The 19,205-nt window shown below is 70.2% G+C and carries 22 protein-coding genes and 1 pseudogene; 11 read left to right on the plus strand and 12 right to left on the minus strand.

The window, feature by feature from the left end:
• From VGZ32_RS11275 to VGZ32_RS11285, 3 genes are all read right to left on the minus strand, one after another.
• Positions 1–365 (minus strand): NTP transferase domain-containing protein (locus VGZ32_RS11275; protein ID WP_326885889.1); only part of this gene is annotated, 365 nt, incomplete at its 3' end.
• A 45-nt stretch (positions 366–410) separates the two neighbouring features.
• Positions 411–1,145: a YidC/Oxa1 family membrane protein insertase gene (locus VGZ32_RS11280; RefSeq protein WP_326885890.1), complete on the minus strand. Its 735-nt coding sequence runs from the start codon at positions 1,143–1,145 to the stop codon at positions 411–413.
• A 42-nt stretch (positions 1,146–1,187) separates the two neighbouring features.
• The gene (locus VGZ32_RS11285) at positions 1,188–1,490 is read right to left on the minus strand and encodes a DUF6412 domain-containing protein (protein ID WP_326885891.1); all 303 of its coding nucleotides are present in this window, start codon (positions 1,488–1,490) and stop codon (positions 1,188–1,190) included.
• Positions 1,491–1,570: 80 nt separating this feature from the next.
• Between VGZ32_RS11285 and VGZ32_RS11290 the strand changes: the two genes are divergently transcribed.
• Positions 1,571–1,957, plus strand: a complete 387-nt coding sequence (locus tag VGZ32_RS11290; RefSeq protein ID WP_326885892.1) for an ankyrin repeat domain-containing protein — start codon at positions 1,571–1,573, stop codon at positions 1,955–1,957.
• Here VGZ32_RS11290 and VGZ32_RS11295 read toward each other — a convergent pair whose 3' ends face one another.
• Positions 1,958–2,449 carry an NUDIX domain-containing protein gene (locus tag VGZ32_RS11295; RefSeq protein WP_326885893.1) on the minus strand — a complete coding sequence of 164 codons (492 nt, stop codon included), beginning with the start codon at positions 2,447–2,449 and terminating at the stop codon, positions 1,958–1,960. It lies immediately after the preceding gene.
• Positions 2,450–2,545: 96 nt separating this feature from the next.
• A complete protein-coding gene (locus VGZ32_RS11300) occupies positions 2,546–2,824 on the minus strand; it encodes a substrate-binding domain-containing protein (RefSeq protein ID WP_326885894.1) in 279 nt (92 codons plus the stop codon).
• A gap of 16 nt (positions 2,825–2,840) precedes the next feature.
• Between VGZ32_RS11300 and VGZ32_RS11305 the strand changes: the two genes are divergently transcribed.
• From VGZ32_RS11305 to VGZ32_RS11320, 4 genes and pseudogenes are all read left to right on the plus strand, one after another.
• The gene (locus VGZ32_RS11305; RefSeq protein ID WP_326885895.1) at positions 2,841–3,083 is read left to right on the plus strand and encodes a hypothetical protein; all 243 of its coding nucleotides are present in this window, start codon (positions 2,841–2,843) and stop codon (positions 3,081–3,083) included.
• 215 nt (positions 3,084–3,298) lie between these two features.
• Positions 3,299–3,706: pseudogene (locus tag VGZ32_RS11310) on the plus strand (alpha/beta fold hydrolase); the annotation flags it as partial.
• Positions 3,707–3,960: 254 nt separating this feature from the next.
• A complete protein-coding gene (locus tag VGZ32_RS11315; RefSeq protein WP_326885897.1) occupies positions 3,961–4,836 on the plus strand; it encodes a YwqG family protein in 876 nt (291 codons plus the stop codon).
• A gap of 49 nt (positions 4,837–4,885) precedes the next feature.
• Positions 4,886–5,452, plus strand: a complete 567-nt coding sequence (locus VGZ32_RS11320) for a DUF1707 domain-containing protein (protein ID WP_326885898.1) — start codon at positions 4,886–4,888, stop codon at positions 5,450–5,452.
• Between the two features lie 202 nt (positions 5,453–5,654).
• Here the strand turns inward: VGZ32_RS11320 and VGZ32_RS11325 are convergent, their stop codons facing one another.
• The 3 genes from VGZ32_RS11325 to VGZ32_RS11335 all read right to left on the minus strand — a co-directional run bounded on the left by VGZ32_RS11325 (position 5,655) and on the right by VGZ32_RS11335 (position 8,224).
• On the minus strand, positions 5,655–6,794 hold the full coding sequence (locus VGZ32_RS11325; RefSeq protein WP_326885899.1) for a hypothetical protein: 1,140 nt from the start codon (positions 6,792–6,794) through the stop codon (positions 5,655–5,657).
• Between the two features lie 247 nt (positions 6,795–7,041).
• Positions 7,042–7,905, minus strand: coding sequence for a DUF1003 domain-containing protein (locus VGZ32_RS11330; RefSeq protein WP_326885900.1), 864 nt, complete (start codon positions 7,903–7,905; stop codon positions 7,042–7,044).
• Positions 7,906–8,029: 124 nt separating this feature from the next.
• Positions 8,030–8,224 (minus strand): hypothetical protein, encoded by a 195-nt coding sequence (locus VGZ32_RS11335; protein WP_326885901.1) that lies wholly within the window; start codon positions 8,222–8,224, stop codon positions 8,030–8,032.
• A gap of 112 nt (positions 8,225–8,336) precedes the next feature.
• Between VGZ32_RS11335 and VGZ32_RS11340 the strand changes: the two genes are divergently transcribed.
• The 4 genes from VGZ32_RS11340 (at position 8,337) to phoU (ending at position 12,725) form a co-directional block, all read left to right on the plus strand.
• Positions 8,337–9,632, plus strand: coding sequence for a DUF445 domain-containing protein (locus VGZ32_RS11340; RefSeq protein WP_414642531.1), 1,296 nt, complete (start codon positions 8,337–8,339; stop codon positions 9,630–9,632).
• Positions 9,633–9,764: 132 nt separating this feature from the next.
• On the plus strand, positions 9,765–10,256 hold the full coding sequence (locus tag VGZ32_RS11345) for a DUF5709 domain-containing protein (protein ID WP_326885903.1): 492 nt from the start codon (positions 9,765–9,767) through the stop codon (positions 10,254–10,256).
• A 133-nt stretch (positions 10,257–10,389) separates the two neighbouring features.
• Positions 10,390–11,925: a serine/threonine-protein kinase gene (locus VGZ32_RS11350; RefSeq protein WP_326885904.1), complete on the plus strand. Its 1,536-nt coding sequence runs from the start codon at positions 10,390–10,392 to the stop codon at positions 11,923–11,925.
• Between the two features lie 128 nt (positions 11,926–12,053).
• Positions 12,054–12,725: a phosphate signaling complex protein PhoU gene (phoU, locus tag VGZ32_RS11355; protein WP_326885905.1), complete on the plus strand. Its 672-nt coding sequence runs from the start codon at positions 12,054–12,056 to the stop codon at positions 12,723–12,725.
• Between the two features lie 21 nt (positions 12,726–12,746).
• On the opposite strand, the gene VGZ32_RS11360 is transcribed toward phoU, so the two are convergent.
• Both VGZ32_RS11360 and VGZ32_RS11365 read right to left on the minus strand, forming a co-directional pair.
• Positions 12,747–13,958: a serine/threonine-protein kinase gene (locus tag VGZ32_RS11360; protein WP_326885906.1), complete on the minus strand. Its 1,212-nt coding sequence runs from the start codon at positions 13,956–13,958 to the stop codon at positions 12,747–12,749.
• A gap of 185 nt (positions 13,959–14,143) precedes the next feature.
• The gene (locus tag VGZ32_RS11365) at positions 14,144–15,133 is read right to left on the minus strand and encodes a sensor histidine kinase (protein WP_326885907.1); all 990 of its coding nucleotides are present in this window, start codon (positions 15,131–15,133) and stop codon (positions 14,144–14,146) included.
• 365 nt (positions 15,134–15,498) lie between these two features.
• Here VGZ32_RS11365 and VGZ32_RS11370 point away from each other — a divergent pair, with 365 nt between their 5' ends.
• Positions 15,499–15,945, plus strand: coding sequence for an STAS domain-containing protein (locus VGZ32_RS11370; protein ID WP_326885908.1), 447 nt, complete (start codon positions 15,499–15,501; stop codon positions 15,943–15,945).
• Positions 15,942–16,391 (plus strand): STAS domain-containing protein, encoded by a 450-nt coding sequence (locus tag VGZ32_RS11375; RefSeq protein ID WP_326885909.1) that lies wholly within the window; start codon positions 15,942–15,944, stop codon positions 16,389–16,391. Before VGZ32_RS11370 ends, VGZ32_RS11375 begins: the two co-directional genes overlap by 4 nt.
• 58 nt (positions 16,392–16,449) lie before the next feature.
• Here VGZ32_RS11375 and VGZ32_RS11380 read toward each other — a convergent pair whose 3' ends face one another.
• A complete protein-coding gene (locus VGZ32_RS11380) occupies positions 16,450–17,925 on the minus strand; it encodes a lipase maturation factor family protein (RefSeq protein WP_326885910.1) in 1,476 nt (491 codons plus the stop codon).
• Positions 17,926–17,931: 6 nt separating this feature from the next.
• The coding region (locus VGZ32_RS11385) for an NAD(P)/FAD-dependent oxidoreductase (protein ID WP_326885911.1) at positions 17,932–19,205 on the minus strand (1,274 nt) is incomplete at its 5' end.

Genomic DNA, 19,205 nt, shown 5'->3' on the forward strand with positions numbered 1-19,205 from the left:
GTCGACCAGTCCGGGTTGACGACCGCCTGGTCGAGCGTGTCGGCCCGGGCGAGGTGGAGCACGTCGTCCGCGCCCGCGCCGAGGACGCAGATCACCGGGTCGCAGCCGCCTTCGCGGGCGACCCGGGCCGCGCGGTCGACGAGGTATTCGCCGTGGTGGCGCAGCAGCGCCTTGGGTTGGCCGCCCAGCCGCCGTCCGCCCCCGGCGGCGAGGACGAGAGCGGCGACAGGGAGTGGAGTATCCGACCGCGATGTGCCTCGACTCTCGCGATGAACCGGATCCGGTGGCTGGGCTTGGCTTCGCGGCAGGTCCGGCGACCGCGGGGACGGGTTCCCGTCGATGCGGACCGCTGCCTGATCGCCCACCGCTGCGCTCCCTCCAGCCACACGAGAATCGCGATATAGCGTAACTTAGGCCAGTCCGCGCGCCAACAGTGCCCGCTCGGCGACCGTCCAGAGCGTGGTCGTCGCGATGTAGAGGCCGGCGGCGAGCGGGATGAAGGCGACGCTGAGGACCGTGCCGTAGGGCAGCCAGCGCGCCACTGGGCCGAGTGGGTTAGGTTCGCCCGCCGCGGCGGCGCTCGCCGTAAGCGCCCTGGTCTGCTCCGATGACCACCGTGCGACCGCGCCGACGGCCAGCAACAGGACCGCGAAGACGGCCAGATGGGTGAAGGCACCCGCGGCGAGCACGCCACGCAGGGACGAGCCGAGCGGCACTCCGGCGATGCCGTGGCCGAGCAGCAGGTTGGCTCGGCCGCCGATGGTCCGCGTCGAGAACAGCCGGTACATGAGCGCGAACACCGGCAGTTGCGCGAGCAGAGGCAGGAATCCAGCGAACGGCGAGATGCCGTGCTTACGGTAGAGCTCGACGGTGGCCCGGTTGAGCTGGGCTTGATCGTTGCGGTGCCTGCGCCGCAGCTTGGCCAGTTCGGGTGCGAGCGCGGCGCGGGCGCTTCGGGCGCGGGCCGCCGCTCGGGCCTGGGTGCGGGCGAGCGGGTGCAGCAGCAGGCGGACAGCAAGGGTGAACAGCACGATGGCCACGGCGAAGCCGCCGTCACCGACGACCGGCGCGAGCGCGGCGGCCATGCCGTAGACGGCGTGATACGCGGCGTTGACGGCAGGATTGAGCAGGGCAAAGGGAGACATGGAGCAACGGCCTTTCGAGTGTGGAATCCGGATACTGCGACGTCACGAGGTCGTGCGGCAGTGTCCTGGTGCTCGGGGCCGGGGCTTGCCCGATGCGTCGGGGTCGCGCTGGGGCAGGAAGACGGTGCGTCGCGCCCGGGCTTCGACGGCCGTGCGGGCGGGCCTCAGGTCGGCGCCGACAGCGGCGTCGACCCGGGATCTGAAGGCGAGCGCGAGCGCCACGAAGAGGGCGAACGTCACCGCGACCGTGGCCGTGGCTCCCGGACCTGCGGCGTGCAGGCCGAGGGCGAGGCACACCAGCCAGGCCACCCACACGGGCAGCAGGCTGAGGCCCTTTAGCGGCACTACGACTCCTGACGAGCGGCCGACGGTATTCGAACTCTAGGCTAGACCTCCACGACTCACTAAGAACGGTTGAACTGCATATGAGCGAGCCGGACCAGACGAGCCCGGAAGTGGCGGCGACCCTGTTCGACCTGGCGCGGGAGGGGGCGACCGAGACCCTGACGCAGTATCTGGACGACGGCGCCCCGGCGGGCCTGACCAACGACGCGGGCGACTCACTGCTGATGCTTGCCGCGTACCACAGCCACGTCGACACGGTGGCGGCGCTGCTCAAGCGCGGGGCCGACCCCAACCATGCCAACGCCAAGGGGCAGACCCCGCTGGCGGGCGCAGTGTTCAAGGGCTCGGAAACCATCGTGCGCGCGCTGCTCGATGCCGGAGCGGATCCAGCCGCGGGATTCCCGTCGGCGATGGAGGCGGCCCGGATGTTCGGCAAGACGGACATGCTGGCCTTGTTCGAACGCTGATCAGCCGAGCAGCGCCGTCAGCCGGTCGAGGAATTCGGCCTGCCCCTTGAGGATCTTGGTCCGCGCTTCGGGCAGGCCGAACCACCCGGCGCGGTCGACCTCGGGGAAGCTGGCCCGCTTCCCGCTGCGCGGCGGCCACTCGAGTTCGAAGGTGTTGCTCGTGATCGCATCGGCGTCGATGGAGCCCTCGACGGCCCAGGCCGCGACCACCTTCCCGCCCGGCTGTTTCAACGTCCCGAGTTCAAGCCGGTCGCCAGCCGGCACCGGATGCCCGGTCTCTTCCTCGAACTCGCGCACCGCGGCCTCGAGCGCCTCCTCCCCGTCCAGCTCTCCCGGCGCGCCGTACTCGCCCTTCGGGATCGACCACGCGCCGTCGTCTTTGCGCGCCCAGAACGGGCCGCCGGGGTGCACGAGCAGCACTTCAAGCCCGCCGCCGCCGGGGCCGCCGGTGCGCCGGAACAACAGGACGCCCGCGCTCTGCTTCGCCGCCATCGCCCGCTCCACGTCATCAGTTCGGTTCGGTGTCAGGTGAATTCTGACAACAGTCGACGACTGTCGCACCGCGTGGCGCGCCGGCGCCCAGTCCGGTCAGGTCCGGGCTCGCCGCACGGGTGCAGTGGAGGAGCGGATCACGAGCCACACCGGCAGCAGCCGTCCGCACGGCACGGCGCTGCCTTGCCCGTCGGTCTGCGGGTGCAGCAGCAGTTCGAGCAGCGAGCGGCCGGCCTGTTCGAGCGGCAGCGACACCGTGGTCAGCCGCGGCGCGCTCAGCGACGCCAGCGGGATGTCGTCGAACCCGACGACGCTGATCTCCAGTGGGACATCGATACGCCGGTCGCTCAGCCGGGCGAGCACGCCGAGGGCCACCAGGTCGTTGTAGGCGATGACCGCGGTGACCCCGGCCTCGACGGCGAGGTCGGCGACGCGCGCCCGCGGAGAACACCGGCGGGAATGCGCCGAGGTCGAGGATGCGCATGCCCGTGTTCTGGCACGCCTTCACGAATCCGCGCCGCCGTTCGGCGTCGGCGAAGGATTCCCGCGGCCCTCCGGCATACGCGCAACGGCGATGGCCGAGCGCGACGAGATGGCTGACGATCTGGCGGATTCCGTCGCCGCTGTCGAATAGCACCGCTGGGAAGCCGGGCAGCACGCGGTTAAACAGCACCGTGTTGACGTGCGGCGTGTTGACGTGAGTAGCGCCGTCAACCACCGTTTGCACGCGGCGCGGCCTGTTATCGGCGACGGATTGAGGCGCGCCAGCCGCGCGACCTGTCCCACCTCCCCCATCAGGAGGGCTTCGTGGACGTTCGCTACCCGCCGATCGAGCCGTACGAGCACGGGATGCTGGGTGTCGGCGACGGCAACCAGATCTACTGGGAGGCCTGCGGCAACCCGGACGGCAAGCCCGCGGTCTTCGTCCACGGCGGCCCCGGCTCGGGCTGCTCCGAGGGGACGCGGCGCTACTTCGATCCGGAGCGCTACCGGGTGATCCTCTTCGACCAGCGCGGCGCCGAGCGCAGTATCCCGCGTGCGAGCGACCCGGCGGCGGACCTGAGCGTGAACACCACCGAGCAGCTGCTTTCGGACATGGAGAAGCTGCGCGAGCACCTCGGCATCGAGCGATGGCTGCTCAACGGCGGCTCATGGGGTTCGACGCTCCTGCTCGCCTACGCCGAACGCCATCCCGAGCGGGTGTCCGAGATCGTCATCGTCGGCGTCACGACGGGCCGCCCGGCAGAAATCCGCTGGCAGCAGCCCGCTGGACTCGGCCTGGGAGCTGACGCAGCGTTGGCCGGACGCCGAACTGGTCGCGGTCAGCGATTCGGGGCATACGGGAAGTGATGCGTTCCGGGCGGAGTGGCGCCGTGCGCTCGACCGGTTCACCGCGCGATAAATGGGGTGGAATGGACGTATGTGGATATTGACGGAGGCAGAAGGGGAGCGGCAGCGGGGATTCTGACGGCGGCGCCTCGGCCGCGCCGAGCGTCTGGCAGAGTGAGTGCATGCTGATCGCGGATTCCGACCTTGCCGTAGCTGCTCGCCAGTACCTCGACGCCGAGGGTGCGGCCGCCTGGACAGGCCTGCTGCGCCCGGCCGTCCGGCTGTGCGCCCTCTCCCCCGGCGAACAGGTCGTCGGCTATCTCGGCGGCGACCCGCTGCTGCCCGACGACATCGAGTGGCCGGAGTGGGAGGGCCAGGGTCCGCTGGCGTTCCTCGGCGCGATCGACTGCGGCTCGCTGCCGGTCGGGGAGCTCGACCTCGCGCTGCCGACCGACGGGGCGCTGCTGTTCTTCTACTTCGACGGGCAAGTCGGGGACGACGACACAACGGTCGACTACTGGCGTCCCGAGAGCACGCGCGGCGGCTCGCGCGTCATCTATGTCTCTGCCGACGCCGAGATGACGCAGCGTCAGGCGCCCGAGGGGATCACCGCGTATCCGATGCTCCCCCTCGCTGCGGAACTCATCGCGACCGCGCCGGACTTCGAGCACCCCGCTTTCCGCGCCGCGTTCGGCGACCCGTACGACCCCGACGCCTCGCCGAGCGCGCAAGCCACGGTCGGCAGCGAATTCTCTGCCGCGCTGGACACGGTGCGCCGTGGTCGGGCGCCGTACCACCAGATCGGCGGATACGCCCAGCCCATCCAGGGGTCCGCGGAGACCGAGGCGGCTTACGGCCGGTTCCCGGGCAACGACGACGAGGCTTCTAAGCAGCGCGAGGAGCTGGCCGGACGGCTCGTCCTGCTCGCCCAGCTCGGCAGCGACGGCGACGCCAGCATGAGCTGGGGCGACACCGGAACGCTGTACTGGCTGATCGATCCGGACGACTTGGCCGCGCGGCGCTTCGAGGCGGCGCTGTTCACCTGGCAGTCGCACTGAGCTCAGACGCCCTGTCACCGGCGATCGCGGTCTCGCTACCATGCTTGACATGACGAACGGGGACGTGGTCGCGCGGGCGCAGCAGCGGGTCGGGGACGTCGAGCGCGAGGCGGCGGTCGAACGGCTGCGCAACGCTGCCGGCGAGGGGCGCCTGACCCTCGACGAGCTCGACGGTCGGCTTGAGGCGGCGCTGGTCGCCCGCACGTTCGCCGACCTGGACGTGCTCACCGCCGACCTGCCCGACACCCGGCCGGCGACCCTGCGGCCCGACCGCGAGTCGGTGCGCCTGGCGATCCGCCACGGCAAGATCGAGCGGCTGGGCGGCTGGCACATTCCGCGCGCCGTGACGCTCGAACTCGCGCACGCGGTCGCCACGCTGGATCTGCGCCATTCCCCGCTCCCCGCGGACGGCCTGCGGCTGGAGATCGAGGCGCGGCACTCGGTGATCCATCTTCTGGCACCCGCCGGGATGCTGATCGAGACCGACGAACTGGTGCGGCGCCACTCCAACCTCAGCGACCGGCGCGGACGTCGCGTCGTCGAGTGGACCGGGCCGCAGGTCTACGTGACCGGCTCGCTCGCTCACTGCACGCTGAAGATCAAGCGAGCGCGCTGACGGGTCGTCGGGCGCGAAAGGGCGGGAGCGACTGCCCAGGCGCAGGGACACCGGGCGCGGTCTCGCCGAGTCGGCGGCCGTTGTCAGCATCTGAGCACACGAAGACGCAAAGCCCCCGGCCCGCGGGATACCGATCCTGATCCCGCAGGCCAGGGGCCGCCGTCGGCGAAGCACCGACGAGTCTGGGTCCGTAGTTCCCGGGTCAGTCGTCCGAGCCCGACACGAACAGCAGGCCCTTAGGGCTCTGCAGCGTGACGCCGACCCACAGGTGGGTGACCACGCCGGTCGTCGGGTCGACGACGCCGAGGGCCGGGTCGTTCGGCAGGTCACCGCTGCCGGGCGCCGGCTGCGAGACGAACAGCGTCCCCTCCGCCACGCCGTCGGTGTCGGCCTGGTAGATGTCGCCGCTCTTCTGGTCGACCACGAAGAGCGTGCCCTCGCCGCCGGCCTGCACGATGTCGTCGAGCTGCGGGGTCGCCGCGCCGCCGGACGGGGCGGTCGCGTTGGTGAGGTTCAGCTGCTTGAGCGTCGGGGTCTTGTCGTCCAGGTCGGAGGCGAACACCAGCTTGCTGTCGGCCTGCGAGTCCTGGATCAGCGTGCCGCCGTCGTGGCCGCGGATCCAGCGGTTCGAGTCCGGGTCGGTCAGGCCCAGCGGGGCCCAGGCGGGGGCGCCCGGCGCCGGGTTGATGACGGCCGCGGTGTCGTTGACGCCGAACAGCGGGGTCAGCTTCGCGGTCGAACCGGTCAGCTCCACGGTGTAGACGGCGGCGGCGTCGTTGGGCGCGGGCAGCGAGACGTCAGGGTTGGAGTGCGCGACGTAGATCGTGCCGTCCGAGCTGATCGACACCGAGTCGGTGCCGCCGTTGGTCCCGTCCGAGCCGGTCTGGGCCGGGTCCGGACTGTAGGTGTAGTGCTTGACCGCCTGCCCGGCCCACGGGGTGATCACGTAGAGGGTCGAGTTCAGGTCCTCGTTGACGGTCGCGATCACGCGACTGTGCCGGGTGTCCGCGGTCAGGCCGTCCACCCGTCCGGGGATCGTGTAGCGCTGCTTGATCTCACCGCTGTGCCGGTCGAACGCGACGATGTCCGACGTGCTGCCGGCCGGCGCGCCGGTCGGCCCGGCGTTGTTCTGGTAGGTGACGAAGATCAGGCTGCCGAGCCGGGTGATGTCATCAGGGTTCGAGTACCCGGCCGGGGCGGCGGCGAACAGCCGGAGCGTGAGCGCGGGGGCGGCCGCGTGGTCCGCGGCGTGCGCCGGGGCCGCGGCTGCGACGAGCGCCGACGCGGCCGCCGCGCCGAGGGCGGCCCGCCGGGCCGCCGACCGGGTGGTGCGCTTGGTCATGGGGCACGACTCCTGTGATTGTGATCGCCAGTGGTCTCGATGCGCATCTGCCACACTTGCCCCGTCGCCCGGCCGGATCAAGATCGAAATCCCATTCCGGGCGAGTGTTCACCATGCCGTCATGACGAGTTCCGGCACATAAGAGCCGGGTAACAGCGCGACGCGGGTGGCGGTCGTCCGTCGATCCGGCGGCGCTGCCGTACTCCCTGCGCGACCAACTGCTGCGTTCGGATGAACGGCTCGCGGGTCAGGAGACGCGGCACTCCTCCATGTGCTCCACGACGTGACGGATCGCCAGGTCCTGGGCTCGCAGATGCTCCTGGAGCCGCTCGCAGGCGTGCAGCACCGCTTCGGCGTCGAGGTACGTCTGCAGCGCCCGCTTGTCCGCGGCCCGCCCGATGACCTGCTGCCCGACCATGATCACGAACATCAGCAGAAGCTGCACCAGGCTGGAGAGGAACAGCAGGAAGCTGAACGGATAGGGGTCGAAGGTGATCACCCGGGTCTGGGCCAGGACGATCCAGCCGAGCTGGAAGGCGGTCGCGGCGTAGAAGGCGGTCATGGTGCCCACCTTCGAGGTGATCCAGGCGGCGAGCTTTCCGTTGAACCCCACGTACTCGTCCGCGGTGATCGGCGGCGCCTCCAGCCGCCCGGCCGCCGCGGTGAGCTCCGCCCGCTCGCTCATGTCGAGCTCGACGCACGACTGAAGGTGCGCGTCCTGGGCGATCAGGTGGTTCTGGATCTGCTCGCAGTCGTGCAGGATCGCCTCGGCGTCGAGGTACGTCTGCAGGGCGCGCTTGTCCGAGCTGCGCCCGAGCACTTGCTGGCCGAGCAGGATGATGAAGATCAGCAGCAGCTGGACGACGTTCCCCAGGAACAACAGGAACGGGTACGGATACGGGTCGAAGCCGAGCAGCCGCCGCGAGCCGAGCAGCATCCATCCGGCGGTGACCCCGACGCATACATACACCGTCCACATCGACCCGATCCGGCGGGTGATCCAGGCGGCCATCTTGCCGTTCAGGCCGACGTGCTCATGCTCGAGGCGGACCGGGCCGTGGTGGCGGCGCAGGTGCACCCGGGGATGGCGGACGACGGTGTAAAGGCTCATGGGACCACACGGTAGCGTCCACGCTTGCACCTAAGGGCAACCAAGCGGCATGACATTGCCACAGTGATCAAGCACTCATGCAAACCGGTTAACCATTCGGCGTCGTACAGCGTGCCAGCGCGTGTCAGTCACCTGCGGCGACCTGGTGCGCCATGCGCGCGGCCTGGTCTTCCCAGCATGCGTACTGCGTCGGAAACCCCGAGCGCTGGGCGTCCTGCACCGACTGTCGCGGCTGGAGGTCGTCGTAGTCAGGCGCGGCGCGGGTCAGTGCGCTGAGGAACGCCCCGCCCGCAGCGTGCGCGGATGTCAGGCCGCCCATACCGGCCAGCATGGCGTCCGCTTCGCCGTCTCATGTCAGCTGAGCGCGATCGTGTGCCAACGCAGCGTGGCAATAACTAGGACGAACGGGTACAGATGATCTAATCGCCGGGATCCACGCACCGGGCCCGGCCGCGATTGGGCAGAATGACGGGGTGAGAGAGCTTTCACCCGCCGAGGTGATCAAGCGGCGCGGCGTCCGGCGGATGAAGGCCGTGGCCACCGGCTTCCTCCTCGCGGCCACCCTTCTCTACGTCCTGGCCCGCTGGCAGGAGGGCCGGGGCGCCGGGTGGGCCGATTACCTGGGCGCGGCGGCGCAGGCGGCGATGGTGGGCGCGATGGCCGACTGGTTCGCCGTCACAGCGCTGTTCCGACGCCCGCTGGGCCTGCCCATCCCGCACACCGCGATCATCCCGCACCGCAAGCAGGCGCTGGGTCGCAGCCTCGGCGACTTCGTCGGGGAGAACTTCCTGGCGCAGGACGTGATCCGGGCCAGGCTGCGCGCGGTCGAGCTGTCCCGGCGGCTCGGCGGCTGGCTCTCCGACGAGAAACACGCCGAGCGGGTCACCCGCGAGGCCGCGGGGCTGCTGCGCGGTGTCCTCGCGGTGCTCCGGGACGACGACGTGCAGACCGTGCTCAGCCGCACCACGAACCGGTGGCTGGCGCAGCAGCCGATCGGGCCGCTGGCCGGCACGCTGCTCGCCCGGTTCGTGGCCGACGGAGGCCACCGACCGCTGGTCGACCTGCTGTGCCGCCGTGCGGTCGAGTGGCTGGAGCTGCACCCGGAGGCGATCGAGCGGACGGTCACCGGGGAGGCGCCGAGCTGGACGCCGCGGTTCGTCGACGAGCGGGTGGCCCGCCTGATCCACAAGGAGCTGATTCGCTTCGCGACCGCCGTCCGCGACGACCCGGACCACCAGGCGCGGGCCGCGATCGACACCTTCCTCACCGACTTCGCCCAGGACCTGCGCACCGACCCGGACACGCTCGCGCGCACCGAGCGCTTCAAGCGCGAGCTGATCGAGCATCCCGAGGTGCAGCGGATCGTCGGCTCGTCGTGGCAGGCCCTGCGCGCCGTGATCGTGTCCGCCGCCGAGGACGAGAACAGCGAGCTGCGCTCCCGGATGCGCGACGCCGTGGCCTCGTTCGGCCGGCGGGTCACCTTCGACGAGCGGCTGCGGGCCAAGCTCGACACCTGGGTCGAGGACGCGGCGGTGTACGTGGTCACTACGTACCGTAGTGAGATCACCGCGTTGATCACCGACACGGTCGACGCCTGGGACGCCGCGGAGACCTCGCGCAAGGTGGAGATCCAGGTCGGGCGGGATCTCCAGTTCATCCGGATCAACGGCACCGTCGTCGGCGCGCTTGCGGGACTGCTGATCTACGTCGTCACCCGTATCGGTTGAACGGCCCCACGAACGCGCCTCTCGTGGGAGCGCGTGTGAAGCGAACATGCGTGTCAGCCCGCAGAAGTATGCGCTGGGCTGGCGCGATCACTAGGGTGGGTTTGATCGGCAACCCAAGCCACGGAGGTCCCGATGTCTGACGACGAGCTCATGGGCGACGAGGTCTACCAGCCCGACGGCTCGGAAGTGCAGGACGACGAGGGCGTCCTGGAGCCCGAGGACACGCTCGACGACCGCGGTGCCGTCTCGGCGCTCGACGAGGGATACTCCCCGCCGGAGCGGCCGCTCGGGGCGGAACGCTACGGCGTGACCGCGGCGGAACAGCAGGCGGGCGAGACCCTCGACCAGCGCTTGGCGCAGGAGGAGCCGGAGTCCGACGACGAGGTGGGCGACGGGATCGGCGACTACCCCGACAACGGCGAGCTGGTCGACCCTGAGGCCGGCGAGCGCCGCAGCGGCCGGCTGGTCTCGCACGACGCGGGCATCCCGCTGGAATCGGGCGAGGACGCGGACCTGTGGGCGTCGGACGTGGGGATAGACGGCGGTGCCGCCAGCGCGGAAGAGGCGGCGATGCACGTAGTTGACGACCCCGAGGCGGGCTACGACGAGGACGATCTGGACTGAGGGCGTCGATTCCCGCGCCACCTGCCGGTTTATACCGGCGTATCCGCCCTTTTGCCTTGACTGATTTCGGGGAGTAGTGAATGCCTTCTGCGACGGATCGGACCGGCGCTGAGGAATACCGGACGGATCTGCCGTGACCCAGGACGATGACCTGATCGCCGGACGCTACCGGCTGATCACCGAAATAGGCAGCGGCGGAATGGGCGTGGTCTGGCGGGCGAAAGACGAAACGCTCGGCCGCACGGTCGCCGTCAAGTCCCTGGCGGCCGGGTCGATCGCCGGCACCGCCGACGAGGACGCCGCGCGCCGGGCGATGCGCGAGGCGAGGATCGCCGCCCGCCTGCACCATCCGAACGTGATCGGCGTGTACGACGTCGTCGAGCACGAAGGCCGGCCGTTCCTGGTGATGGAGTACATGGATTCGCGCAGCCTGTCGGAGATGCTCGCGGCGGGTGACCTGCTCGATCCGCGCGAGGCGGGACGCATCGGCGCGCACGTCGCGTCCGCGCTCACCGCGGCGCACAATGCGGGCATCGTGCACCGCGACGTCAAACCCGGCAATGTGCTGGTGGCGAAGAGCGGTGATGTGAAGCTGACCGACTTCGGCATATCCCGGGCAGTCGGTGACACTTCGGTGACCGCGAGCGGCGTCCTGCTCGGCACGATCTCGTACATCGCCCCCGAGGTCGCCCAGGGCCAGTCGGCTGATTCCCGCAGCGACGTGTACTCACTGGGCGCGACGCTCTACGCCCTGCTTGAAGGGGAACCGCCGTCGGGCACGGACGAGAGCGCCATCGCGCAGCTCTACCGGATCGTGCACGGAGACATCCCCGCTCCCGCGCACGCGGGCCCGCTCGCGCCCATCCTGCTCTGGATGCTGGAACGGGATCCCGCGCTGCGCCCGACGCCGGTTCAAGTGGAGCGTGCGCTTGAGTCGATCGAGAGCACTCAGGGCGCGGCGGGCACGGCAGCGATCCCGGTCGAAGAGGCGGTCGCACTGCCGGAAGCTGCCGACCCGCCTGCCGCGCCGCCTCCCGTAGCTGTAGCTGAAGCGCCGCCGAGCCGCACACCCTTCTCGCCGACCGCCAGACGTTCCCTCGTGGTCAGCCTCCTTGCCGCGTTGCTCCTTGTCGGCGTGGTCGTCGCACTGCTTTTGCACGGGAACGGCCACCCGACGGCGAGCGGCTCGGGCGCTCCGGCTGGGCACAGTGCCACGGAAACGCCGTCTCCGAAAGCGTCGCACACGACTGCCGCCGCGGGAGCGGGGATCGGGGCGGGGGCAACGGCGGGTCAGAGCCCTTCATCGGCCGCGTCAGCCCCGGCCGCGCCGCCGTCGGCTTCCGCATCGCAGAGTCTCGCGGACCAGCTGACGTCCACGATCGTCGACTACTACAAGCTGATGCCGGACAACCTGGATCAGGGCTGGAATTGGATGACCGCCGACTACCAGCAGAACCACGCCGGTGGCCGCAACGGGTACCAGTCGTTCTGGTCGAAGGTCCAGCGGGTGTCCGTGTCCGACGTGGTCGCGCAGCCGCCATCGACGGTGGTCGCGACGATCGACTACTTCTACAAGGACGGTTCGACCGCCGAGGAGCGCACCAGCTTCGGTCTGGTGTTCCAGCAGGGCCAGTGGAAAATCGCGAGCTCGGCGGTACTGGGCCAGTAGCGCACGACGTCGTCGGGCCGCTCGCGCAGGGAGCCACGCCGGTGCACCGCACCGCACTACGCAAGAACGTGCATGAAGGCCGTCGTCCCGGGTAAGGAGCTTAGACTTTACTCACTGTGAGGGGACAGATGCGGGACGCATACCACGAACAGCTCGACTCGGTCGGCTGCACTCTTCGGCGCATGGCGGATCTCGTCGCCGTGGCGCTGGCCCGGGCGACCTGGGCCCTGCTCGAGGCGGACCTGCCGGTGGCCGAGTCGGTCATCACCGCGGACGACGCGGTGGACACCCTGCATCGCGAGCTCGACGCGCGGGCCATGGACCTGATCGCCCGTCAGCAACCGGTGGCCGGCGACCTGCGCACTCTGGTGGCGTCGCTGCGGATGAGCGCGGAGATCGAGCGGATGGGCGATCTGGCCGGGCACATCGCGAAGGTCGCGCGCATGCGGTATCCCGACTCCGCGATCCCGCCGCACCTGCGCAGCACCTTCGAGCAGATGGGGCGGATCGGGGTGCGGCTGGCCGGCCAGGTCGGGCAGATCATCGAGGGCAAGGACGTCCATGCCGCCGAAGAGCTCGAACTCGAGGACGACACCGTCGACCACCTGCACCGCACGGTGTTGACCCAGCTTCTGGACGGCGAGCCCGACACCGAGACCGCCATCGACGTGACGCTCGTCAGCCGATACTACGAGCGCTTCGCCGACCACGCGGTCAAGGTCGCCGAGCGGCTGATCTTCCTGGTCACCGGGACCTCTGGCGCGCGCCTGGCAGGTAGCGGCCGCGATCTGGCGGCGTGACGGCCGGGCTGTGTCGCGGCCTCAGCCACCGTCTCCCCCGCCGCTGCGGCCGTGATGCTTTGCATGAACGACCGGTCGAAGCGATTTCGCCGGCTTCGTCGGCGAAGGCTTACTCGGTGTCGGCATCGCGTTCACGAGCTCGGCCAGCGGTGGGACGACGGCGCTGCCAGACCTCTGACTCGACGGGCGGCTGGCGCTCGTCGCGGGCATTGCGGCTCCTGCGTGTCCGGATTCGTTGACGAAGATCCAGCTGGTCGCGGCGGCCAGGAGGGCTGCCGCACCGGAGAGGGCCGCGATCGGCATGCCCTTTCGCCCTCGTGGCCGGGCTGCGGCGAGAGCCGTGATGAAGCGCTGTCGATGTATGTGGGGCAGCGGCAGCGTTCTTGTTGATGTCACCGGCGCGTCTGCCACCGCGTCCTGCGCGGCGACGATCTCCGCGAGGTTCGTCGGCCGAGACCCCGGATTCTTGTCCAGCAGCCGCATGCACAACACCCTGACCGGCGCGGGAATGTCGGCCGGCAACCGCTCAGGTTTGGCGGTGACGTGGGCGTAGAGCATGGCGAGCGTGTCTTCCGCGCGATGCGGCAGACGCCCGGCCACCATCTGATAGAGCACGACGCCCAGCGAATAGAAGTCCGCAGCGGGTCCGGCCGGTGCACCGGTTGCGCGTTCGGGTGCGAAATACGCCGCGGTGCCCACCAGGTTCCGCGCCATCGTCTGGGTCGTGTGCGCGTGGGCGGGGCCGGTGTAGGCGGCTATCCCGAAATCGACCATCCGCGCGCCGTCCGCGGCCAGCATGATGTTGGAGGGCTTCACGTCCCGGTGCACGATGCCGATCCGGTGCGCGGCGTTCAGCGCCTGCGCGCACTCCGCGGCTATCTGGAGCGCCTCGGCGACGGGGATGCGCGGCTCGCGCTCCAGGCGGGCCGCGAGGCTCTCACCGTCGACCAGTTCCATAACCAGGCACACGTCCTGGTCCGTCTCCAACATGTCGTAGATGCTCGCGATGCGCGGCTCAGTCAGCGCTGCGAGGGCGTCCGCCTCTCGGCGCAGCCGTCGCCGGGCCTGGCCGACGGTCCCGCCCGAAGTTAGCGTCGTGTCGGCCAGCTTAAGCGCCACCGGTCTCTCTAGGCGCAGGTCGCGTGCACGCCATACCGAGCCCATTCCCCCGGTCCCCAGACGCTCCTCGACGAGGTAGCGGTCCGCCAGAAGCGCGCCGCGCTCGATGTGCATCCCCAACCACCGCCCCGGTTCGTTCGGCAGAGATCCGATGCCCCGGCTTTACCCCTCCATGCCCCGTGAAACGGTCGGATCCGCCGAAATGACATTCACATGCGACGGGCTGCCAGTGCCTGACCACGCAGGAATCTGGGCAGTGAAGCACCACCAAAACCCTGGTGACGCCTGGTATTCGGCGCCTATGGGCTCGTCTCGGCGAGACGCACCCGCACCACCGTGCCCATCGCAGGAGCCGAACGTATCTGCACTAGATCGCAGAGCTGGTTGGCGATCCACAGGCCTGCGCCGAGATCGTTGACCAAGTCCGGATGCCTGCGCCCGATCAGCGCGTCCGTGACGAGACCTCGATCGCGCACCTCGCACACCACGTGCGAACCGTCCCGCCACAGCCGCAGAACGCCGCGACCGCCGCCGTGCCGGATGCTGTTGGCCGCGAGCTCGCTTGCCACGAGCACGAGGTCCTGGGTGCGCTGCCGTCCGAGGCCGGACACCGCGGCGCAGGCGGCCAGATCCTGCCGCAACTGCGGGAGCTGATCTAGCCCGAACGCGGCCTCGTAGCGGACCGCGCCCGCGTCTGGTTCCGGCAGCGGCTCGGCGAACGTCGTGGGCACCGACAGGCCCGGATGCCGGTAGCTCGTACTTTGCCGAGCGACGCCGCCAACCAGCACACCCGGATGCGCCTGGTACGCGCGCTCGATCACGGGCGCCGGCAGGCTCGAGGTGTCGTAGGGGCACAGCAGCCACCACGCGGGGCCGTCTTGGAAAGCGGTGTTGAGCAGCTGCTCGTGCAGCTGGCATTCCACCAGTTCACCCTGCGTCCGGTCGGCCCAGACCGGTTCGCCGACGCCGCGGAAGCCGCGCCGCGATCCCTCGTTGCGCTCCGTCCACCGCTGCCAGGCGGGGATGATCCGGGCCGGGTTGCGCCCGACTTCGCGCATGGCCAGGAACTCGACGGCCCGGGCGTCGGCGCCCAGCGCGTCGCGCAGGAGCGAGGCGCGCGGTTCGATCACCGCGACCAGGGTGGGTTGGCCCCGGGCCAGGCCGTCGCGGACGAATGCGCCGACGCTCTCGACGAACTGCTCGTCACCCGCGTAGAGCAACGCGTCGTGACGGAACGCATCACCCGGGGGCTCGGCGGATTTCGCGGGTGAAGGGGCTGAAGTATTCATGAACAGAGATTCACGTTCGGGAATTGCTCTCCCAGACGATCAGCTTATACGGCCGCCCATCTCGGTTGCCGCACGGACCGTCCCTGTTTACCCGAAACGGCCTATCCATGCGTGCGTTCGGTCACCCGGATGCACACGCGCACTCCTGCAACCGCCCGGCGATCAGCCGGAGGGCCAGTGCGCTGGCACAGCGGAGTAGTGCGATTACGCACGGTACTCATCTCGCATTTGCAGCTGAAAAACGCCCGTGAGTTGTCGCAGGTAGTAGAGAACAGCAACTTCACGTGAACATTGACAGGTATGGTGGGGGCGGACCACCCTAGAAGACACACCTCCCCCATGTGCGGATGGAAGGAGGAATGGCTATGGCCAACCCGGACTACCGAGGTGTCGCGACCAGCGTCGACACCCAGTCCGCAAGGCTCATATCACAGCGCGCGGCGCTGGATGAGAAGCCGATCCTGCGTACGGCAATGCTCCGGTTGAGCGGCGAGGCAATCCTCGTGCTGGCCGGTGAGCTCGATCTGTCCAGCGGCGAACAGCTGCGCGAGGCGGCGCTCGAGTGTCTCGCCGACCCTCCCGAGCACCTGTCCGTCGACCTGAGCGCGGTCGAGTTCTGCGACTGTGCGGGCCTGCGGATCCTCGAGTGGGTGCGCCTGAAAGCGGAGGCCGGAGGCACCGGCTTCCGATTGTTGGGCGCCCATCCCCGGACGCGCCGGCTGTTGGCCATCGCTCGCGCCGACGAACTGCTCGCTGCCTGTGGCATGACTGCCCCGACCGATGAGGGGCAGCGGGCGCGGATCCCGCGATGAGCACGAAAACGCTACCTGCTCCCCCGGTGGCGCGGCCTGAGCGGACGGCCCCGGCGCTTGTGGCTGCGGCTGCGGCTGCGCCCGTTGTGCTTGAGGCATGGACCGACGGCACCGCGGCGCTGACGGTGCGGGTGCAGCACGGCGCGCTGCACACCACCCTGGTGAGGGTCGAGGGCGAGGTCGATCTGGCGGGCGCGACCCAATTGGAGCGAGTGCTGCTTCCGCTGGTCCAGCACGGCGCGGTCGTGCTCGAGGCCGCCGGGATCACGCTGCTCGACTCGCACGGTCTGCGCGTGCTGCTGGCGGCCGACCGGGTTTCACGCGTGCACGGCGGCAGCTTCCGCATCGCGGCGCTGTCGCCGGCGCTGCGCCAGGTGCTTGACGTGACGCTGATCAGCGAGCGCCTGGAGTTCTTCGACCGCCTCGACGACGCGCTCAAGGCGTGACCCACCCAACCGATCCCACCCGTCAGCTCCGCACCTCCGCTGCCCCGAGTCCGGCGCGTCAGGCGCCGATGTCGGGCACTCCCGCGGGTCGGCGGGTGCCCCGGTCCGCCGCGAGCCGGAACGGCCGGACATATTCGCCGGACAGTTCACGCCGCCACCACGCGCCGGTACGGCGCAGCTCCAGCCACGTGGTGAACTCGTACCGGTACAGCAGCACTCGCACGCACTTCGGCGGCCCCTCGGGGAACGGGTCGCCGCGCAGCAGCCGCAGCATGGCGCGGTCGCCCTCCAGCAGCTTTTCGAGCAGCGTGTGGAGCCAGGGCTCGGCGTAGTGCGGGGAGATAGCAGCGAACCACATCAGCCAGTCGAGCCGCAGGTGGTACGGAGCGAACTGACGCGGCATCCGGTGCGGGTCGCCCGGCTTGCCTTTGAACGCGTACTCCCGCCACTGCGGATTCGCGGCGAGGTCGCCGTCGGCGGTCCCCTCGATCGCCAGCTCAAACCGCGTCCGGTTGATTCCGCCGAACGCGCCGTATGTGTTGACCAGGTGGAGCGGCTCGAAGCTGTAGTTCATCAACTGCCGTCGCACCGCGAGATTGTGCGCGGGACGGTAGCTGAGGCCCACGACCAGCGCCGTCAGCGCCAGCACCAGGGCCTGGAACCACTCGGGTCCGGCGCCCGGCGTGGGACTCGGCGCGGATGCGAACCGGGAGCCGAGCGCGCCGGCCGCTACGGGCAGCGCCAAGACGATCGTGAGCCAGTTGAGCCAGGCGTAGTTGCCGGACAGGACCAGCCACAACTGAGTGGCGATCATCACCGCGGCGGCCACGCCGGCCACGGGTTGCGGGGTGAACAGCGCGAGCGGCACGAGGAGCTGGACGACGTGGTTGGCCGCGACCTCGACCCGGTGCAGGCGGTCGGGCAGATGGTGGAAGAACCAGCTGAGCGGGCCGGGCATCGGCTGGGTCTCGTGGTGGTAGCGCAGGCAGGTGAAGTCGCGCCAGCACCGGTCGCCGCGCAGCTTGATCAGCCCGGCGCCGAACTCGACGCGGAACAGCAGCCAGCGCAGCAGCCACAGCACGAGCGTCGGGGGTGCCGTGCTCGCGTTGCCGAGGAAAACCGCGAGGAATCCGGCCTCCAGCAGCAGCATCTCCCAGCCGAAGTGGTACCAGGTCTGGCCCACGTTGACGATCGAGAGGTAGATCGCCCACAGCACGGCCCACGCGAGCATCGCCGCCCCCAGCGGCACCACGTCAGCCGCACCTGCGACCAATGCGACGGACAGCGCGGCCCCGGTCCAGGCGAGCGCCGCGTACAGCCGGTCGGAGTAGTAGAGATGGAAGACGCTCGGCGACCGGCGGAAGGGCGTCCGCCGCAGATAGGCCGGGATGGGCAGCAGGCCGTGCTCGCCGAGCAGCGCGCGGAACTGGAGGGCGGCCGCGAGGAAGCCGCACAGGTAGATGGCGGCGAGTGCGCGCTGGAAGGCCTCGCGGGCGAACCAGGAGGCTGGATCGGCGAACCAGTGACCGAGCATCGCCGCTCAGCTGCGTTCCGGCGCACTCAGCGGATCGGGACCGGGCGCGGGCGGGATGCGCACGCCGAACACTTGCCGCAACGCCGCGCGCGCCGCGTGGTACCCGCACATGCCGTGCACGCCCGGTCCCGGAGGCGTCGAAGAAGAGCACAGATACACGGCGGGGTTCGGGGTCGAATACGGCGCCAGGATGCGCGTCGGGCTCGGTCGCAGCAGCAGCCTGCCCATGTCGGTGCGTCCTCCCGCGATATCTCCGCCGACATAGTTCGCGTTGCCGGCAGCCAGGTCTGACGGTCCGGTGGAGCGGCGCGCGAGCACCAGGTCGCGGAAGCCGGGGGCGAAGCGGTCGATCTGCGTTTCGATCTCGCCGGTCAGATCTCCCGTCCAGTCGTGCGGCACATGTGCGTACACCCAAAGGACGTGCTGGCCGGAGGGAGCGCGCGAGGGGTCGAACAGGCTCGGCTGCGCGACGATCAGGAACGGCGGCCGAGGCGGCGCGCCCCGGTGCACGCGCCGCAGAGCCGAGCCGATTTCCACTTCGGAAGCGCCCAGGTGCACAGTTCCCGCGCGGCGGCACGGTTCCGCAGTCCACCACACCGGTCCGCTCAGTGCGTAGTCCAGCTTGAACACGGCCGGCCCGTGCCGGTAACGCATCATGCGTGCGGCGAAGCCGGGCGGGAGCATCGTGCCTGCCACTGAGGCCAGCCCGGACGGCGAGGTGTCGAGCAGGTAGGCGCGCGCCGGGGGCAGCTTGTCGAGCGCCCGGACGGGATGCCCGGTCTCGATACGGCCGCCGAGGCCGGTGATCAGGTCGGCGAGCGCGTCGCTGATCGCCTGCGCGCCGCCGCGCGGGAAGGGCCAGCCGACCTCGTGCGCGGCCAGGGCGAACATCAGCGCGAGCCCGCCGGTGCCCGGTGCGGTCAACGGCGCCATGGCGTGCGCGGCCAACCCGGCGAGCAGTCCACGCGCCCGCTCGCCGCGGAACATCCGGTTCAGCAGCGCCGCCGGGGCCGCGGCGCGTAGCAGGAACCTGCCGGTCAGCGCGGGGTTCGCGGGCATTCCGACGAACGGCGCTCGCAGCACGTCCGGGGCCAGTTGGTGCCAGCGCCCCTGGAACGGCCCGATCAGCCGCAGGTAGGCGCCGTGATCGTCGGGTCCGAGCGAGGCCGCGGTTTCGGCGGGGTCCGACGCGAGCACGGCGGCCGAGCCGTCCGGGAACGGGTGCGCGAGCGCGAGATCCGGCTGGACCCACTCGAGCCCGTGCCGGGCCAGCGGGAGGG

The organism is Actinocrinis sp. (assembly GCF_035938995.1).
GTDB lineage: Bacteria > Actinomycetota > Actinomycetes > Streptomycetales > Catenulisporaceae > DASZGI01.

Coding starts and splice junctions, on each gene's coding strand:
- VGZ32_RS11305 (WP_326885895.1), top strand. CDS start 2,841: ATGACCGCGGTGACCCCGGCCTCGACGGCGAGGTCGGCGACGCGCGCC.
- VGZ32_RS11380 (WP_326885910.1), bottom strand. CDS start 17,925: ATGCTCGGTCACTGGTTCGCCGATCCAGCCTCCTGGTTCGCCCGCGAG.
- VGZ32_RS11365 (WP_326885907.1), bottom strand. CDS start 15,133: ATGAATACTTCAGCCCCTTCACCCGCGAAATCCGCCGAGCCCCCGGGT.
- VGZ32_RS11315 (WP_326885897.1), top strand. CDS start 3,961: ATGCTGATCGCGGATTCCGACCTTGCCGTAGCTGCTCGCCAGTACCTC.
- VGZ32_RS11320 (WP_326885898.1), top strand. CDS start 4,886: ATGACGAACGGGGACGTGGTCGCGCGGGCGCAGCAGCGGGTCGGGGAC.
- VGZ32_RS11345 (WP_326885903.1), top strand. CDS start 9,765: ATGTCTGACGACGAGCTCATGGGCGACGAGGTCTACCAGCCCGACGGC.
- VGZ32_RS11280 (WP_326885890.1), bottom strand. CDS start 1,145: ATGTCTCCCTTTGCCCTGCTCAATCCTGCCGTCAACGCCGCGTATCAC.
- VGZ32_RS11290 (WP_326885892.1), top strand. CDS start 1,571: ATGAGCGAGCCGGACCAGACGAGCCCGGAAGTGGCGGCGACCCTGTTC.
- VGZ32_RS11335 (WP_326885901.1), bottom strand. CDS start 8,224: ATGGGCGGCCTGACATCCGCGCACGCTGCGGGCGGGGCGTTCCTCAGC.
- VGZ32_RS11295 (WP_326885893.1), bottom strand. CDS start 2,449: ATGGCGGCGAAGCAGAGCGCGGGCGTCCTGTTGTTCCGGCGCACCGGC.
- phoU (WP_326885905.1), top strand. CDS start 12,054: ATGCGGGACGCATACCACGAACAGCTCGACTCGGTCGGCTGCACTCTT.
- VGZ32_RS11325 (WP_326885899.1), bottom strand. CDS start 6,794: ATGACCAAGCGCACCACCCGGTCGGCGGCCCGGCGGGCCGCCCTCGGC.
- VGZ32_RS11375 (WP_326885909.1), top strand. CDS start 15,942: ATGAGCACGAAAACGCTACCTGCTCCCCCGGTGGCGCGGCCTGAGCGG.
- VGZ32_RS11370 (WP_326885908.1), top strand. CDS start 15,499: ATGGCCAACCCGGACTACCGAGGTGTCGCGACCAGCGTCGACACCCAG.
- VGZ32_RS11360 (WP_326885906.1), bottom strand. CDS start 13,958: ATGCACATCGAGCGCGGCGCGCTTCTGGCGGACCGCTACCTCGTCGAG.
- VGZ32_RS11330 (WP_326885900.1), bottom strand. CDS start 7,905: ATGAGCCTTTACACCGTCGTCCGCCATCCCCGGGTGCACCTGCGCCGC.